17 protein-coding genes are annotated in these 16,774 nt (G+C 70.2%); 10 read left to right on the forward strand and 7 right to left on the reverse strand.

Annotation, left to right across the window (positions count from 1 at the left end; genetic code table 11):
- Nucleotides 1-87 precede the first annotated feature (87 nt).
- Together VFV19_12185 and VFV19_12190 are read right to left on the reverse strand one after the other, a co-directional pair.
- A complete protein-coding gene (locus tag VFV19_12185; GenBank protein ID HEX4825057.1) occupies nt 88-1,323 on the reverse strand; it encodes a peptidylprolyl isomerase in 1,236 nt (411 codons plus the stop codon).
- Nucleotides 1,324-1,404: 81 nt separating this feature from the next.
- Nucleotides 1,405-2,769: an MATE family efflux transporter gene (locus VFV19_12190; GenBank protein HEX4825058.1), complete on the reverse strand. Its 1,365-nt coding sequence runs from the start codon at nt 2,767-2,769 to the stop codon at nt 1,405-1,407.
- 22 nt (nt 2,770-2,791) lie between these two features.
- Here VFV19_12190 and VFV19_12195 point away from each other — a divergent pair, with 22 nt between their 5' ends.
- From VFV19_12195 to VFV19_12215, 5 genes are all read left to right on the forward strand, one after another.
- Entirely contained in the window at nt 2,792-3,079 is a 288-nt protein-coding gene (locus VFV19_12195) for a Smr/MutS family protein (GenBank protein ID HEX4825059.1), read from the forward strand.
- Nucleotides 3,080-3,110: 31 nt separating this feature from the next.
- On the forward strand, nt 3,111-3,413 hold the full coding sequence (locus VFV19_12200) for a hypothetical protein (GenBank protein ID HEX4825060.1): 303 nt from the start codon (nt 3,111-3,113) through the stop codon (nt 3,411-3,413).
- A 56-nt stretch (nt 3,414-3,469) separates the two neighbouring features.
- Nucleotides 3,470-4,804 carry a D-alanyl-D-alanine carboxypeptidase gene (locus VFV19_12205; GenBank protein ID HEX4825061.1) on the forward strand — a complete coding sequence of 445 codons (1,335 nt, stop codon included), beginning with the start codon at nt 3,470-3,472 and terminating at the stop codon, nt 4,802-4,804.
- Nucleotides 4,805-4,929: 125 nt separating this feature from the next.
- A complete protein-coding gene (locus tag VFV19_12210; protein HEX4825062.1) occupies nt 4,930-5,742 on the forward strand; it encodes a hypothetical protein in 813 nt (270 codons plus the stop codon).
- Nucleotides 5,742-7,190 (forward strand): DUF1736 domain-containing protein, encoded by a 1,449-nt coding sequence (locus VFV19_12215; GenBank protein HEX4825063.1) that lies wholly within the window; start codon nt 5,742-5,744, stop codon nt 7,188-7,190. Before VFV19_12210 ends, VFV19_12215 begins: the two co-directional genes overlap by 1 nt.
- On the opposite strand, the gene VFV19_12220 is transcribed toward VFV19_12215, so the two are convergent.
- The 5 genes from VFV19_12220 to VFV19_12240 are packed head-to-tail and all read right to left on the reverse strand — an operon-like array spanning nt 7,187 to nt 9,785.
- Entirely contained in the window at nt 7,187-7,876 is a 690-nt protein-coding gene (locus VFV19_12220) for an HAD family hydrolase (GenBank protein ID HEX4825064.1), read from the reverse strand. The genes VFV19_12215 and VFV19_12220 overlap by 4 nt on opposite strands.
- Complete coding sequence (locus VFV19_12225) at nt 7,873-8,331, reverse strand: hypothetical protein (protein HEX4825065.1); 459 nt, start codon at nt 8,329-8,331, stop codon at nt 7,873-7,875. Before VFV19_12225 ends, VFV19_12220 begins: the two co-directional genes overlap by 4 nt.
- Nucleotides 8,332-8,335: 4 nt before the next feature.
- Nucleotides 8,336-9,169 carry a carbon-nitrogen hydrolase family protein gene (locus VFV19_12230; GenBank protein HEX4825066.1) on the reverse strand — a complete coding sequence of 278 codons (834 nt, stop codon included), beginning with the start codon at nt 9,167-9,169 and terminating at the stop codon, nt 8,336-8,338.
- Entirely contained in the window at nt 9,166-9,393 is a 228-nt protein-coding gene (locus VFV19_12235; protein ID HEX4825067.1) for a hypothetical protein, read from the reverse strand. Before VFV19_12235 ends, VFV19_12230 begins: the two co-directional genes overlap by 4 nt.
- Entirely contained in the window at nt 9,390-9,785 is a 396-nt protein-coding gene (locus tag VFV19_12240; GenBank protein ID HEX4825068.1) for a CBS domain-containing protein, read from the reverse strand. The genes VFV19_12235 and VFV19_12240 overlap by 4 nt, the downstream gene beginning before the upstream one ends.
- Nucleotides 9,786-9,881: 96 nt before the next feature.
- Here VFV19_12240 and VFV19_12245 point away from each other — a divergent pair, with 96 nt between their 5' ends.
- Genes VFV19_12245 through VFV19_12265 form a run of 5 tightly spaced genes read left to right on the forward strand, consistent with a single transcriptional unit; the run spans nt 9,882 to nt 16,772 of the window.
- Complete coding sequence (locus tag VFV19_12245; GenBank protein ID HEX4825069.1) at nt 9,882-11,309, forward strand: hypothetical protein; 1,428 nt, start codon at nt 9,882-9,884, stop codon at nt 11,307-11,309.
- A 31-nt stretch (nt 11,310-11,340) separates the two neighbouring features.
- The gene (locus VFV19_12250; GenBank protein ID HEX4825070.1) at nt 11,341-13,134 is read left to right on the forward strand and encodes a CCA tRNA nucleotidyltransferase; all 1,794 of its coding nucleotides are present in this window, start codon (nt 11,341-11,343) and stop codon (nt 13,132-13,134) included.
- On the forward strand, nt 13,131-13,739 hold the full coding sequence (locus tag VFV19_12255; GenBank protein ID HEX4825071.1) for a hypothetical protein: 609 nt from the start codon (nt 13,131-13,133) through the stop codon (nt 13,737-13,739). Before VFV19_12250 ends, VFV19_12255 begins: the two co-directional genes overlap by 4 nt.
- Before the next feature lie 40 nt (nt 13,740-13,779).
- On the forward strand, nt 13,780-14,331 hold the full coding sequence (locus tag VFV19_12260; protein ID HEX4825072.1) for a (2Fe-2S)-binding protein: 552 nt from the start codon (nt 13,780-13,782) through the stop codon (nt 14,329-14,331).
- Nucleotides 14,328-16,772, forward strand: a complete 2,445-nt coding sequence (locus tag VFV19_12265) for a molybdopterin cofactor-binding domain-containing protein (protein HEX4825073.1) — start codon at nt 14,328-14,330, stop codon at nt 16,770-16,772. Before VFV19_12260 ends, VFV19_12265 begins: the two co-directional genes overlap by 4 nt.
- The last annotated feature ends 2 nt before the right edge of the window (nt 16,773-16,774 follow it).

Raw genomic sequence — 16,774 nt, forward strand, 5'->3', positions numbered from 1 at the left:
TTTTACTTTCAGAGCTTCTGCGGTTCGAAGCTCTGAAAGTAAAAGCAGAATGTCCCCATTTAATTCGGTAGCTGTCCCCTTATTGTTCTAGGGCTTCGGGGGCGCCTTCTTGACCGGCACCTGGCGATGATCGCCGGCCGCTGCGGGAGGTACGTTCGCCGCCGCCTGAGCCGGGGGCGCGAACGACGGATCGAGGATGGAGATCCTCGCGGTCTTGCTCAGCTCCTGGACCTTCGCGTTGACGACGTTCTGCTCGAACATCTGCCCCATCTCGAGCATGAGCTGCGTCTTGATCTCGTCGAACGGCCGGACACCCGGCGGCTTCAACTCGACGAGCTTGAGCACGTTCCACCCGGTCGGCGTCTGGAAGACCTGCGAGACCTCGCCCGGCTTGAGCGCGAAGGCGATCTCCTCGAACTTGGGGAACATGACGCCGCGCGGGAAGAAGCCGATGTCGCCCCCGCGGGAAGCGGTGCCGTCCTGCGAGTACTGCTTCGCGAGCGCGCCGAAGTCCTCGCCCGCCGTGGCCTTCTTCTGGGCCTCTTCGGCGCGGCTCTTCGCGTCCGCACGCACGCTCTCGGGATCGCGGTCGGTGCACTTCAAGAGGATGTACTGCGCGTGCGCCTGCTCGGGAACCTTGAAGACGTCGGGATTCTTCGCGTAGTAGTCCTTCGCCTGCTCCTCGGTGACCCCCTGGCCGGCCGCGAGCGACTTGCGGTACTTCGTCGTGATGAAGTTCCGCTCGAGCTCGTGCCGGATGTCGGCCTCGGTGAATCCGGAGGTCTTGAGGAAGCTCTTGTAGTTGTCGTCGGAGCCGACGCGCGTGCGCCACTGCTTGAATTCGGCGTCGACGTCGGCGGGTGTGGCGGTGATGTGCTGGGCCGTCGCCGTCTGGTAGAGCAGCTCGTCGGCGACGACGACCTGGAGGCTCTGCGCCTTGAGCATCTGGTCTTCCTGCGGGTTCAAGGTGCGGCCGCGCTGCTGGAGCATCATCTTGTTCATCTGCCAGACCGAGTAGACCTTCTCGGCCTGGATCGGCTTGCCGTTGACCATCGCGACCGGCTTCTTCGGATCGACGCCGGGGGGAACCGGGCTGTCGGGGGGCGCGGCCTGCGCGCGCTGCGAGGGCGGCGGCGCCTCGCCGGCGGCGGGCGGCGGTGCCTGAGGAGGAGCGCTCGACGGCGCCTGCGCAGCGGCGGCCGGGGCTGGAGACGCCGATTCCGGGGCCTTGTCCTTCGGGGAACCGCCGCACCCGGCGGCTACGCCCAGCAGGGCGGCGGTCGCGATCGTCATCGTGAGGCGCGCGGACGTCGGCAAACGCATCGAATCTCCTCGTCGGGAAACCTGAAAACAGAAGAACGCATTGTAGCAGCGAGGGAAAGGACGGGATCACAGTCGACCTTCTTACAGCACCACCCTCCGTGCCCCCCGTTTCGCCAAAAACGCGACGCGCGCCAGCAGGATCGCCGCGACGACGGCGAGACCGAGGACGAGACCGCTCCACACGCCGCCGACCCCTCGATCCAGCGTGAACGCGAGGATCCAGCCCGCCGGGAGTCCCAGGACCCAGTAGCCGATCACGTTCGCCGCGGCGGGAAGATGCGTATCTCCGGCGCCGCGCAGCACGCCGAAGGCGACCGCCTGGATGCCGTCGAAGAGCTGGAACGCCCCGGCCAGCGGGAGGATGATCGCGGCCGCCGCGAGCACGGCGGCGTCGCCCGTATAGAAGGATGCGAGCGCCCGCGGAGCGAAGATGAAGAGTGCCGCGGGCACGATCATGACGAGCGCACCGAGCCCGATGCCGAGCGCCGCGGAGCGCGGCCACGCGTTTCCCGAGCCGACGAGGTGTCCGATCCGGGTCGCCGCCGCGGCGCCGATCCCCGCCGGGACCATGAACGAGATCGTCGCGAGGTTGATCGCGATCGCGTGCGCGGCGAACGCGGTCGTCCCGAGGCGCCCCATCATGAATCCGGCGGCGTGGAACGCCCACACTTCGAGCGCGAATTGCGCGCCGAGGGTCACGCCCAGGCGCGTGATCCGGCGGAGCGGCCCCGCGTCGAAGGCGCCCGCCCATCCCGGCCAGTACGTCTTGAGCGTACGCCGCGAGAAGAAGACGAGCAGGCCGAGCATCAGCCACTCGTTGATCGACGTGGAGATCGCGCAGCCGGTGACACCGAGAGCGGGGAGACCGAGCTTGCCGAACATGAGGACGTAGTCCAGGCCGGCGTTGGCGAGGTTCGCGATGAGGATCGCGTAGCTCGCCGGCCTCACGACGCCGACGGCCTGGAGGAAGTTGCGGAGCACGATGAACGCGAAGATCGCCGGCAGACCGGGGATGAGCCCGAGGCAGAACGCCCGCGCCATCGGGACCAGCTCGCCGGGCTGGCCGAGGGCGCGGAGCACCGGCCCCGCGAACGCGTAGAGACCGGCGACCGGGATCGCGAGGACCGCCGTCATCGCGAGACCTCGCGTGAGCCCGAGCCCGGCCCCGCGCACATCTCCCGCCCCTTGAGCCTGCGCGACGACAGGATCGAGCGCACGACCGGCGCCCCACACGAAGATCGCGGCGGTCACGCTCCAGGTATGGCCGAGCGCCGCCGCCGCGAGCGCCTGAGCCCCGAGGAGACCCGCCATCTTCATGTCGACGGTTCCCATCGAGATGGTCCCCAGGTAGGCGATCATCACGGGCCCGGCGAGCTTGAGGAGGCGGCCCGTCTCTGCCCGCAGCCCGGCGACCGGCGCGATCGGAGTGGGCGTGGCGGAGGTCACGGCTTCGCGCATGATACCAAGCGTGAGCGACGAGGAAGTCCGCCTCCCGATCGAGGACTCGATCGATCTCCACGCCTTCGCGCCCAGGGACGTCCACGACGTCGTCCTGTCCTACCTCGAGGCGGCGCACGAGGCCGGGTTCTCCGAGGTGCGCATCATCCACGGACGCGGGATCGGCGCGCAGCGCGAGATCGTCCGCGCTCTCCTCGCGCGCCACCCGCTCGTGCGCTCGTTCGCCGATGCGGACCCGGCGCGTGGAGGATGGGGCGCGACGATCGCGATCTTCGAAGGGCCGCATCCGCGCGGTTGATTCGAATCTCCCGGCGCGCGACAATGGTCGCGTGAGCGGCCCTGGGAAGAACGTCCTCGTCGACTGCCCCTGCTGCGGCACGAAGCTCGTCGTCGACGCCGGTACGGGAACGATCCTCTCGGAAGAGAGGCCGAAGACCGACCCGGGGGCGTCGTTCGAGCAAGCGATGACCGAGGTGAAATCGGGCGCGGCGCGCCGCGAAGATGCGTTCTCGAAGGCCTTCGAGCGGACCAAGAATCTCGACGACCTCCTCCAGAGGAAGTTCGAGGAGGCGAAGAAGAAGGCCGCGAGCGATCCCGGCAAGAAGCCCCGCAATCCCCTCGACTTCGACTGAGTCCCGACCTAACTTCTTGATGGCTTCATGAACCTTCCAGGAGCACTGCTTTGACCTTGACCGGACGTCGTCTCGCCCTCGCCCTCCTGATCGCCCTCGCCTTCGTCCATCCCTCGGAAGCCGCCGCGCCCGCGCGGCCCGCGAAGAACACCCGGCACGCCACGCACCGCGCGGTGAAGCCGCCCGCGATGGTGTGGCACGTCGAGTCGATCGACGGCACGGTCCTCGACTCGCGCGACGCCGACGCGCCGATCAACCCGGCGTCGGTCATGAAGGTGGCCACGTCCTGGTGGGCGCTCGAGAAGCTGGGCCCGGACTACCGCTTCACGACGAGCTTCTACGCCCGCGGCACTCTCGAGCCCGAGAAGGGCCAGCTCCGCGGCGACCTCGTGGTGAAGAGCAACGGCGATCCGGACTTCCAGGCCGAGAACGCGTTCCTCGTCGCGCAGTCGCTCAACAAGATGGGGATCAAGCGCATCACGGGGTCGGTCGTCGTCGACGCGTCGTTCTGGATGGGCTGGGAGAACGGCTCCGAGGGACGGAACCCCGACGAGGACGCGCGCGCCGAGACGATGGCGGCGCGCCTCCGCTCGGTCCTCGACGTCCGCCGCTGGACGCGCCACACACGCTCGGCCTGGATCGACTACGTCGCCCGCACCGGCACGCCGCGCAATCCCGTCCCGAGCGTCCAGGTCATCGGCGGGATCAAGTACGAGCGCGAGCCGGCGACCACGACGCTCCTCTTCGAGCACCGCAGCAAGGCCTTGGCGGACACCCTCCGGCGCTTCAATTGCTTCTCGAACAACGACATCGAGCGCGTGGGGATGTCGATCGGCTCGCCGAGCGATCTCGCCGTGATGCTCGCCGACCGTCTCGTGGCGGCGAATGCCCCCGTCCTCGTCGACACGACCTCGGGGCTCGGCGAGAACCGCCTGTCGCCCCGGCAGATCGTCGCGATGCTCCGCGGATTCCGCGCGACGGCTTCGGGAATCGGCCTCCCGGTCGAGCAGCTCCTCCCGGTGTCCGGATGCGATCCGGGAACCGTCACCGGCGCGTTCCCGCGGCTCGCGTCGCCGCCGTACGCCAAGGCGCTCGTCGCCAAGACGGGGACGCTGACGTCGACCGACGGCGGGATCACGGTGCTCGCCGGGTTCCTCAATACCGCCCAGGGCGAGGTGGTCTTCTGTGTCGCGGTGCCGCACGCGGCCGGACGCATCCACCAGGCGCGCCGGACCGAAGAGAGCTTCGTGCTCGACCTCATCGCGCAGCACGGCGGAGCGATGCCGCGCACGTGCGGGCCGCCGCTGCTCGCCCCCGACGAGCAGGCGACGATCATCACCGCCGCCTCCGCGTCGTCGCACGGCTCCGGCAACGTGACCTCCGCGCGCTGATTCCGTTCTCGTATTTGACAGGTCGCGTGACGGCCAGCACAATGCCGTCGCTCCACGAACGGACCCGCTGCCCGGCTTCGCTCCGCGGCTCCAACCAGCCCTCGCTCGACATGAAAGGGAAACTCATGCGTCTGTTGAATCCCCCCCGTTGTGCCGTCGTCCTCGCCGCCGCTCTCGCCGCCTCCGCGGCCGCCGCTCAAACGACCCCGGCCGCGTCGCAGCGGAACGGCACCACCGACCGCCTCTTCCTCTCGTTCGCGCAGGAGGCGGCGATCGTCCCCTCGCAGTGGTGGGAGGGCCAGATCGAGTACCTGAACGGAGGCGACAAGCTGCCTTTCGACGCCCTGCTCTTCCGCGGCGTCGTCGCCTTCCAGCCGGTCAAGAACCTCGAGCTCGGCGGCAACTTCGGCCTCGCCAACACGAACGCGGACCCCGGGATCGACGACGGGACCGGCGCGACCGATCTCGAGGTTTACGGTAAGTACTTCTTCCCGAACGTGAGCGACGGCCTCGATTTCGCCGCCGGTGTCCTGGCGACGATCCCGACCGGCGACGACAGCATCGGCCTCGGCTTCAACTCGTTCGGCGCGCAGGCGTTCGGGTCGATGCGCTACAAGATGGACAGCATGTCGGTCGGCGGCAACGTCGGCGTGCGCTTCAACGGCACGGGCCGGGTCTTCGGCGCCGATCTCAGCGGCAAGACCTCGTTCCAGCTCGGTGTCAACGCTCTCTTCCACTTGGCGAACTCGGTCACGATGACCGCGGAAGCCCAGGTCGAGACCGAGCGCTTCGATGGGATGGACTCGGTCGCTCAGCTCGTCGGCGGCGTCGATTGGCACGCTTGGCAGCGCGGCCAGCTCCGTGCATCGCTCTCCGCGGGCCTCACCGACGCGGCGCCGAACTTCACGATCCTCGTGGGATACGCCTACGCGTTTTGATGCGGACGGGGGCGAATGCGCGCTGGCCTCTCCTCGTCGCCTTCGCCGCCCTCCTCGTCAATCTCGGCACGCTCGGCAACGGATTCGCCCTCGACGACGTCGCGCTCGTCCGTGACAACCCGGCGGTCGCGACACTCGAGGGGGTCCCTCGCCTCTTCGTTCAGCCCTACGGCGCCAGCTCCGGGGAGAATTCCGGCCTCTACCGCCCGCTGACCCTCGCGAGCTTCGCTGTGAACCGCGCGGTGGCCGGCGCTGGTCCGCGCGGCTACCACGCCGTGAACATCGTGTTGAACGCCGCGGTCGCGGCGCTCGTCTGGTTCGTGCTGCGCCGCGCAGGCACGCACTACGGGACGGCTCTCCTCGGCGGGGCGCTCTTCGCCGTGCATCCGCTCCACGCGGAGGCGGTGGCGAATGTGGCCGGCCGCGCCGAGCTTCTCGCCGCGCTCTTCGTCCTCGGCGCGTGGCTCGCGCACGGCTCCGGGCGGCGCGTCGCCGCGGCCCTCCTCTTCCTCGCGGCGGTTCTGTCGAAGGAAGGGGTCGTGCTCGCGCCGGTTCTGTTCTGGGCCGACGACCGCCTCCGGGGCGAGCGACGACCATGGTCGTCCTACGCCGGCTTGGCGGGAGCGATCGCGGTGCTCTTGGTGCTGCGCGTCATCGCGCTCGGGCCGCACCAGGGCGCCGGGTCGGCGATCCCGCTCGACAATCCTGCCGCGGCGGCGGGAGTCATCCCCCGCCTTTTCACCGCGACGTGGGTCCAGTTGAAGTACGCGCTCCTCGCCGTATGGCCACACCCCCTGTCGTGCGACTACTCGTTCGACGTCATCCCGGTCGTGCGCTCCGTGGTCGACCCGCGCTTGCTCGGCGGCCTCGCCTTCCTCGCTGCCGTCGTCTTCGCCGTCATGCGGCGGAACCGGCCGGTGGCCCTGGCGGCCGCTCTGTGGCTCGTCTTCTTCCTTCCAGCGTCGAACCTCCTGTTCCCGACCGGCACGATCATGGCCGAGCGCCTCGCCTATCTGCCGTCTCTCGGCGTCTGCCTGCTCGCGGGGCACATCGGCGCGTCGTTCGCCTCGCGCAAGACGATCGTGGTCGCGGCCTCGATCGTGGCGGCTGCCTCGCTGGCGACCCTGACGTGGCAGCGAAACTCCGTCTGGAAGGACAACCTCACCCTGGCGACGACCGACGTCGGGACTTACCCGTCGTCCGCGAAGCTGCAGGCGGGCGCCGGGATCTTCCTCGCGGCCGCCGGCCGCGACGCGGAGGGCGAGGACCACATGCGCCGCGCGCTCGAGATCTACCCCGACTACGCGCAGATCCACTACAACCTCGCGGTCCTTCTGGTGAAGCGCGGTGCGCGCGACGAGGCGACCTTGCATCTCGAGCGGGCTTCGGCGCTGGCGCCGGACAACCCGCGGCCGAGGAAGCTCCTCGAGCAGCTCCGGAAGAACTAGAGCGACTGGACCATCCCCGGGAAGTCGCGGATGGACGTGACGCGCCTGGCTGTCGCGTCGGCGTAGAGGTCGTGCCGGTCGAGGAGGACGGCGCGAAGGCCCGCGGCTTCCGCGCCTGCGACGTCGACCGCGGGGACGTCGCCGAGGAAGAGCGCCGTTTCCGCCGGCGCCTTCAGCCGCTCGAGCGCGATGTGGAAGATCTTCGGGTCGGGTTTCTCCACGCCGACGAGGTGCGAGTCGACGACCGTCTCGAATAGACCCGCGAAGCCGGCGCCGGAGAGATCGCGCTCGACCCGGCCTTCCGCGTTGCTGACGACGCCGAGGCGGTACCCCGCGCGCTTCAGCTTTGACACGGCGTCCACCGCGCCGTCGATCGCGACGGTCCAGAGACCGACGCGCTCGTGGGCCTCGGCGAGGGTGTCGATGATCTCCTCGGTCCATTCCGGCGGGACGCCGACGCGGGCGAGGAGGATGCGGAAGTAGTCGCGCCACGCATCCGAAGTCCGCCCGCCTTCACGTACGCGGCGGTCGATCGCCGTGCGTGCGATCGACTCGGCGAGCGACAGCTCGCCCACCGCCGTCTTCACGTGACGTGCGTCGAGCAGTCTCTGAAGAAACGCGTAGTCGAGATCGAGCAGCACGCCGCCGGCATCGAGAAGGACGGTCTCGATCCGGCGCGGGCTCATTCCTCGAAGCTCAGGCCGCACCCCGGGCACTGGGCGTCGCTCGCGTGCACCGTCGCGCCACAGGCCGAGCAGTTGAACGTGTCGTCGTCGGTCGATACGGGCTGCGGCGGCTCGTAGCCGATGAGCTCGGCGACGGCGCGAAGGTCCTTGGGGGCGACGCGCAGCCAGTATTCCTCTTTCAACGGCTCGCTGAGCTTCGCGCCCGGCGCCTCGCAGATCACGATCTCGGCGCGCCGGTTCGAGGCGCGCACGGAATCGCGTGCCGCCCGGGCCTCCTCGAGATTCATGAAGCCGCAGAAGTTCGTCATCCCCTCGTCGGCGGCGACCTCGGCGATCACGGCCGCCGGCGGCTTCGCGCGGGGCGTCGCCCCCTGCGACTCGACGAGGTCGACGTCGCAGGTCGCGCAGCGTGTGAACCCGGGGCGGTATTCGTCTCGGCAAACGGGGCAGATCATCGGCTCAGGATAACAGGGTGCGCCGCACGTGGCGGAGCGCCGGAAGCTCGCGGCGGATCTCGGCCTGGCGATCGAGGTCGATGCTCGCCACGACGACGCCGTCCCCGCGTGCCTTCTCCGCGACGACCTCCCCCCACGGATCGACGATCGCCGTGTGGCCGTAGGAGACGCGGCCCGGATGGTGCGTGCCCCACTGCGCCGGGGCGATGACCCACGCGAGGTTCTCGATCGCACGAGCGCGGAGGAGCGCGGTCCAATGGAAGCGGCCCGTGTAGGCGGTGAACGCCGAGGGGACGAGGAGCACCGTCGCCCCGCGCAGCGTGAGGCGCCGGTACAGCTCCGGAAAGCGAAGGTCGTAGCAGATCGAGAGGCCGAGCGGGCCGAGGGGAGTGCGCGCCACCACCGGGCGCTCGCCGGCCTGAACGAACGCCGACTCACGGAAGACCGCCTGGTCGCCGATCGCGACGTCGAAGAGGTGCATCTTCCGGTACGCGGCCGCGGCGCGGCCGTCGGGGCCGAAGAGGACGGACGTGTTGTAGACGCGGCCACGGCGCCCTCCCCGTTCCGCGATCGAGCCCGCGAGCACGTGAACGCCGTGCTTCTTCGCCATCGCGGCGAACCGCCTGAACGTCGGACCGGACCGAGGCTCGGCCGGCGGCGCGGCTTCGCCCTCACGGCGGAGATAGGCGACGTTCTCGGGGAACGCGATCAGCTCGGCCCCGGCCGCGGCGGCACGCGCGGCCAGGCGCTCGGCCAGGGCGAGATTCCGCTCACGATCGGTCGTCGAGCGCATCTGCACCGCCGCGGCCGTGAAGACCTGGCGCCGCCTCGGGCTCAACGCAGGTGGCCGAGCTTGGCGATCGCGGTCGCGACGCGCTTCTTGTACGTCTTGAGGTCGCCGCCGGAGAGCGCGGTGCGTGCCTCGCCGACGATCGAGGCGACCTCGTCGTGACCGAGCCCCTCGAGCACGCTCTCGGCCTCGGCGAGTCGCGCGCGGATCGCGTCGAGGTCGCCGAGGGTCAGAGCATTGAGGAGGGCGATGAGCTGGGAGGGCGTCGTCACGGACGCAGGGCCCCCTCGGCGACCGCGCGGACGAGGTCGAGCGAAGAAACCATGCCGACGAAGCGCCCGTCGCTCACGATCGGGATCCGGTGGATCCGCATCCCCCACATGAGGCGGCACAGCTCGACGACGTCGGTGTCGCCCGTCGCGCAGACCGCGGGGGACGTCATGATGTCCCGGACGAGGAGCGCGGGGTGGCCGTCGCCGTTGTCCCCTCCCATGGTGCCGTAGAGGACGTCCTGCTCGGTGACGATCCCGACCAGCTCGCCCCCGTCGTTCAGGACCGGCAGGCCGTTGACGTGCGCCGCCTGAAGGACGTCGCAGAGGTCCTCGACCGGCAGGTCGTCTTTGACGGTCGCGATATGGGTCACCATGAGGCTTTTCGCTAGCATGACGATGAAAACATACCGAAGCGGAGGCGGCCGTTCAACGGAAAGACGCCTCGGAATGCTTTGACGGTCCCGCCGGGGCAACGTACCTTCCCGACGATGCCTCGCGCGCTGCGCGTCCTCGCCGTCGGCCTGTCGATCGGCCTCGCCGCCGCCACCCGGGGCTTCGCGTCGGAACCGATCCTCGAGCGGTTCGCAGTGGACGTGTCGATCGATCCCCAGGCCGGCACGCTTCACGAGACGGCCGCGGTGACGGTGCGCGCGCCGGGGGCGACGCACCTCGTGTTCGCGATCGACGAGGGGCTCGCCGTCAAGCGCTCGTCGGCGAGCGAAGGGGTCATCGAGCATCGCCAGGCGGGGCCCGAGATCATCGTCGACGTCGATCCGCCGATCGCGGAGACCCGCACGCTGACCTTCGCGATCGCCGGCGCCCCGGGCGGCCACTCCGACTCCGAGATCGGGGAGCGCCGCGCCGTGCTCGCCCCGGCAACACCGTGGTATCCGTCGCTCCCGTCCACGTGGGCGACCGGCACGCTCGCGGTCCATCTGCCGAAGGGCTGGCGCTCGGTGGCGACCTCCGCCGCGAAGCCGGTGCGCTCGCTCGCGGTGGCCGCCGCGCCCGATCTCGCCATCAAGGAGGGTGCGATCCCGGGGACCCGGTTCGTCCTCGCGGGGGCGGGACCGCTCGCCCTCGAGCGGGTCCAGTCGTCGGTCGCGCCCGCACTGAGCTGGCTCTCGGGCGCGCTGTCGCCGTACCCGTTCTCGGAGCTCGCGCTCGCCGTCCTCCCCGGATACACGGGGCGCGTCGAGGCGAGCGGAATCGTGATCGTCGGATCGGAAGCGCCGCTCGCCGGCCCGTCGGATGCCGCCGACCTCCTCGCCGGTCAGTGGTGGGGCCAGCTCATCGCCGGCGACGGCGCGTGGGTCGACGCCTTTGCGGCGTGGGAGGCGTGCGTCTTCGCCCGCGACCGCGATCTTCCCGTCCCCGGAGCGATCACCGCCGCGCGGGCCGAGTACTTCGCGCTCCGGTCGGGGGACGTGCCGATCGCGACGGCCCGGCACGACGCTCCCGCCCCGCTCCTCCGCGGGAAGGGCTCCGCAGTTCCCGACATGATCCGCCTGACGGCCGGCGACCGCGCCATGTTCGACGCCGTGAGGGAGCTCGTCGCGCACGCGGGACCCTCGCCCCTCTCGCTCGCCGCGGTGCGCGCCGTGATGGAAAAGCACGCGGGCCGGTCGCTCGAACGCGCGTTCGACGAGTGGTTCGGGCGGGCCGGGGCGCCGGAAATCGCCGCGACCCTGAGCGCCTTCCCGGCATCGTCCGGCGGCTACCGCGCCGACCTCCAGCTCGTGCAGAAGCGCGGCGTCTTTGCGCTGCCCGTCGAGGTCGTCCTCTACGGTCCCGGCGGCGAGCAGCGCGAGACCGTCGAGATCGACGACGCCTCGACGTCGGTCTTCTACATCGTTCCGTTCGAGCCGAAACGGGTCGAGATCGACCCGCTCGATAGGATCTTCCGATGGAAATGAACTGCTCCCCGCTGGGCTATAGTTTCGTCGCATGGTTCTGAAGAAGATCCGGGCGCTCCTGGGCCGCAAGCCCGGGCGAGCGGCGGCCGCCGCGGCCGAGGCCGCGCCCGCCGCGCCCGCTGCAAACGTACCGGCCGTCGTGCCGGTCCACCGCGGCCCGGAAGTCGTACACCACCCCGTCGCCCTCCAGGACCTCGACGCCGACGCCGTGCGGATCGTGAAGCGCCTCGCTCGGTTCGACCACACCGCGTATCTCGTGGGCGGCTGCGTGCGGGACCTGCTCCTCGAGCGGAAGCCGAAGGATTTCGACATCGGCACTTCGGCGACGCCGCGCCAGATCAAGCGCCTCTTCTCGAACTGCCGGATCATCGGCCGCCGGTTCCGGCTTGCGCACATCTATTTCCAGAACGGCAAGATCATCGAGGTCGCGACCTTCCGGGCGAAGGATAACGGCGCCGAGGCGGACGAAGCCGCTGCCGCGGCGACGGCAGCGCCGGCGGTCGAGGCCGACGACATTCTCATCCGCGACGACAACGTCTTCGGCACCCCCGAAGAAGACGCCCTCAGGCGCGACTTCACCATCAACGCGCTCTTCTACGACGTCAACGCGGAGACGGTCATCGACCACGCCGACGGTCTCTCCGACCTCCGCCGCAAGCTCGTCCGGACGATCGGCGACCCGGCGGTGCGGTTCCGCGAGGATCCGATCCGCATCCTCCGCGCCATCAAGTTCGCCGCGCGCCTCGACTTCGCGATCGAGAGCGGGACCCTGGCGGCGCTCACGGCGACGCGCGGCGAGATCCCCAAGGCGGCGCCGCCGCGCGTGCTCGAGGAATTCAACCGGTTCTGCCGCGGGGGCGCCGGGCGCCGCTCGTTCGAGCTGTGCTTCGAGACCGGCGTCTTCGAGATCATCCTCCCCGAGGTCGCCTCCCTCTACGCGGAGAACGGCGCGGAGCGACGGGCGCTCCTGGCCCTGCTCGATGCGATCGACCGGCGCTGGGCGGCGGGCGCCGCGGTCGGCACCGCCGAGATCTTCTCCGCTCTGCTCTTCGCCGCGGCGGCGCCGCAGCTCGGTTGGCCGCTCGGCGGTGAAGAGCGGCGAGAGCCGCGCGGCGACGTGCGCGGCATCATCGAAGCGGTGCTCCGGCCGATCGCCCTGAGGCTGCGGCTCTCGCGGCGCGACCAGGAGCACACGCGGCAGACCCTCATCATCCTTCAACGGATGGTCCCCTGGAAGCCGCTCCGCCGCGGGACGCGTCATACGCTCATGCGGCGGCCGGCGTTCGCCGACGCGCTCGCCATGCTCGACGCCCTGGGCCCGGTCCTGGGAGGGATCTTCGCGGAGTCGGCGACGGCGTGGCGCGAGTCGCTCGACGAGCCCGGCGCGCAGGCGGTGCCCGCGCACGAGGCCGCACACGAGGCCGCACACGAGAGGCCGGCCGAGGGAACGAACGGCGGCGAGCGCCGGCGACGCGGGCGGCGCGGCGGGAGACGCCGGCATCGCGAGCGCGAGGAATCGCCGTCGGCGCCGGCATCGTCTCCCGCACCGGCGCCGGTGCGCGCCGCGACGATGCCGCCGGTGTGGGACGACAACTATTTCTTCGCGGCGCTCCCGTCGGTCCCCAAGCGCCACACCGAATCGAGCGACGGCGACACCGATCGCTACGGCGCAGACGTCGTGGCGGCGAGTCCGACGCCGGTGGAACCGCATACGAATCCGTCCCCACGCAAGGCGAGGCGGCGCCGCGGCGGGCGGGGCCGTCGCAAGCCGGGGCCTATACTCCCTGATGGCGATTCTTCCTCGCCGGATGGAGGCGAATCATGAACAGCGCGCGCGTGGCGTCTCGCGTCGCTCTCGCCGCTCTCATCACGGGATCCTTGTGGGCCTTGGGGTGCGGCGGAAGCAGCGGCAGCTCCGGTATCGGCGGAGGCTTCACCGCCAGCTCGACCGCGACATCCCCCGGTCTCATCAAGCTCGTCAAGAAGTCGTCGAGCGGCTCGCACGTCGTCGTCTCGGCCGTTCTCTACGGCCCGGTCTCGGCCGATCTCTACTCGTTCGCGTTCGACGTCGTCGTCGGCAACACGACGACCGCAAAGTTCGTTCCGAGCTCCGCGTCGCCGGGCGACACGCTGATGGCATCGGGCGGGCAGACGATCCAGGCCGAGGCCGACGTGTCGGGTAGCGATGCGACGCACGTCGTCGTCGGCGTGTCGAAGCTCGGAGGCGGTACCGGGAACAGCACCACGGCCAACACGACGATCGTCAACCTGACGTTCGCCCTGCAGGCGGCGGGGACCACCTCGCTCGCGATCGCGACGAGCCCGGCGCCCCAGGCCCTGGACAGCACCGGCACGCCGATCGGCGGCGTCACGTTCGACTCGGCGGCGGGTTCCCTGAGCGGCACTTCGAGCGGCGGCGGGGGCTATTGACGGTGCGATAAACTGCGGGCTCCTCTTTCGGGGGTCCCCGGTGAAAGCGCTCCTGCCCCTCGCCCTCAAGGTCAACGGAGAGGCGGTCGAGGCGGCCGTCGCTCCGTACAAGACGCTCCTCGAGGTCCTCCGCGAGGACCTCGGCCTGACCGGAACGAAGCACGGCTGCGAGCTGGGCGAATGCGGCGCCTGCGCCGTGCTCCTCGACGGCACGCCGGTGCTCTCGTGCCTGGTGGTCGCGGCGGCGTGCGACGGCCGATCGGTCGAGACGGTCGAGGGGATGGCGGGCCGCGACGGCGCGCTCCACCCCCTGCAGGCGGCGTTCGCGGATCTCGGCGCCGCCCAGTGCGGCTATTGCACGCCCGGCTTCCTGCTGACCGCGAAGCATCTCCTCGAGGCGAACCCGAGCCCGACCAGGGACGAGATCGCCGACGCGCTCTCGGGGAACCTCTGCCGCTGCACCGGCTACAACCAGATCTTCGAGGCGGTCGAGGAAGCGGCGGCGCGCTTGCGGGGCGAGCGCACCGAGGCCGGGTCCGAGCGCTGGGCGAAGACCGGCGACCCGCTCGCGGCCGAAGTGCGCAAGCGATGAGCAACACGATCGGGAAGCCCCGCCGCCGCGTCGATGGGCGCGCGAAGGTGATCGGTGCGACACGCTTCGCCGACGACGTCGTGCTCCCTCGCACCGTCGTCTGCAAGCTGCTCCGGTCGAGCGTCCCCCACGCGGTCCTGCGATCGGTCGACGCGTCGCGCGCCGCGAAGCTGCCGGGCGTCCTGCTCACGCTGACCGGCCGGGACTTTCCGATCTCGTTCGGCATCCTGCCGGTCTCGCAGGACGAAGACCCGCTCTGCCGCGACCGCGCGCGCTTCGTCGGCGACCCGATCGCCGCCGTCGTCGCGAAGGACGAGGCGACCGCCGCCGAGGCGCTCGGCGCGATCGACATCGACTACGAGGTCCTCCCCGCGCGCGCGACGCCGGAGGAGGCGTACGCCCACCCGGCTCCGCGCATCCACGAGTACGGCGAGGAAGGCAACGTCCACAAGCGGGTCTCGTTCCGCTTCGGCGACACCGACGAGGCGTTCGCGTCGTCCGACCGCGTCTTCGAGGACGTCTTCTTCTTCCAGGGCAACACGCACCTGCCGATCGAGCAGCACGCCGCGATCGCGGCGCCGGACGGCGACGGCAAGCTCACGATCTGGTCCTCGACGCAGGTGCCGCATTACCTGCACCGCGCGCTCGCGCGCGCGCTCGACATGCCCGCCGCGCACATCCGCGTCATCGCCTGCCCGAACGGCGGCGGGTTCGGCGGGAAGACCGATCCGTTTAGCCACGAGATCGTCGTCGCGAAGGCGGCGATGATCCTCGGCAGGCCGGTCAAGATCACGCTCACCCGTGAAGAGGTCTTCTACTGCCACCGCGGCCGCCACCCGGTGCTCATGCGATTCAAGACCGGTGTCAAGAACGACGGCACGATCACCGCGATGCACCTGAAGACGCTCATCGACGGCGGCGCCTACGGCTCGTACGGCGTCGCCTCGACCTTCTACACCGGGGCCTTGCAGACCGTGACCTACCGGATCCCGCGCTACCGCTTCGAGGCGTGCCGGATGTTCACGAACAAACCGCCGTGCGGGCCGAAGCGCGGCCACGGGACGCCGCAGCCGCGGTTCGGACAGGAGGTCCAGCTCGACAAGATCGCGGAGGCGCTCGCGCTCGACCCGGCCGCGCTCCGCCTCAAGATCGTGGAGACCGAGAACACCGTCACCGCGAACTACATGCACGTCCAGACGATCGGCCTCGCCGATTGCATCAAGTCGGTCGTCAAGCGCTCGGACTGGGCGAACCGGTTCAAGAAGCTCCCGCACGGCAAGGGGCTGGGGCTCGCCTGCTCGTCCTACCTCTCGGGCGCGGGGCTGCCGATCTACTGGAACAAGCTCCCGCACTCGGGGGTCCAGCTCAAGCTCGACCGGAGCGGCGGCGTCACCGCCTTCTGCGGCGCGACGGAGGTCGGCCAGGGCTCGGACGACGTGCTCGTCAACATCGTCGCGGAGATCCTCGGCATCCATCCGTTCGACGTCCGCTACGTGACCGGCGACACCGATCTCACGCCGGTCGATCTCGGGAGCTATTCGAGCCGCGTCACCTTGATGATGGGGAACGCGGCGATCCAGGCGGCCGAGCGCGCGCGCGATCTCCTCGCGCAGGCGGTCGCGAAGAAGCTCGAGGTCCCGAAGGAACGTCTCGTCTTCGCCGAGCGCCGCGTGTTCGACACCGAGAATCCGGACAAGGGAGTCACCTTCCAGGAAGCGGTGATCCTCGCCGAGGCGGAGTTCGGCACGCTCGGGACGACGGGGTCGTACACGCCGCCGCGGTCGCCGGCGCGCTACAAGGGGGGCGGCGTCGGTCCGTCGCCGACCTACTCGTACACCGCGTGCGTCGTCGAGGTCGACGTCGACCCGGTGACCGGCTGGATCCACGTCCCGAAGGTCTGGATCGCGCACGACATCGGCCGCGCGCTCAACCCGACGCTCGCGCGCGGCCAGGTCGAAGGATCGGTCTACATGGGACTCGGCGAGGCGCTCATGGAGGAGCAGACGTTCCGACGCCTGCCGCCGCGGCTGTCGCACGCGCTCGTCCACAAGTTCCCGTCGATCCTCGAGTACAAGTCGCCGACGACGCTCGACATGCCCGACGTCGATACCGAGCTCATCGAGCACCCCGACCCGCGCGGGCCGTTCGGCGCCAAGGAGGTCGGCCAGGGCCCGCTCCTCCCGATCATGCCGGCGGTCGCGAACGCCGTGTACGACGCGGTCGGCGTGCGGATCGACGAGACGCCGGTCACGCCGGAAAAGATCCTGAAAGCGCTCGACGACAAGGCGAAGGGAAAGCCCGGCCGGTTCGGCCCCGACGCGTTCCCCGACATCGCCTACCCCGAGCCTATGATCGTGCCGACGCCGTGGGAAGGCGGCGACGGCAACGCCGTCAACGATCCCGATCGCAAGCGCTCGGCCAAGCTCGCCGAGAAGGTCTGACC

The organism is Candidatus Polarisedimenticolaceae bacterium, assembly GCA_036275915.1.
In the GTDB taxonomy this organism is placed as follows: Bacteria; Acidobacteriota; Polarisedimenticolia; order Polarisedimenticolales; family DASRJG01; genus DASRJG01.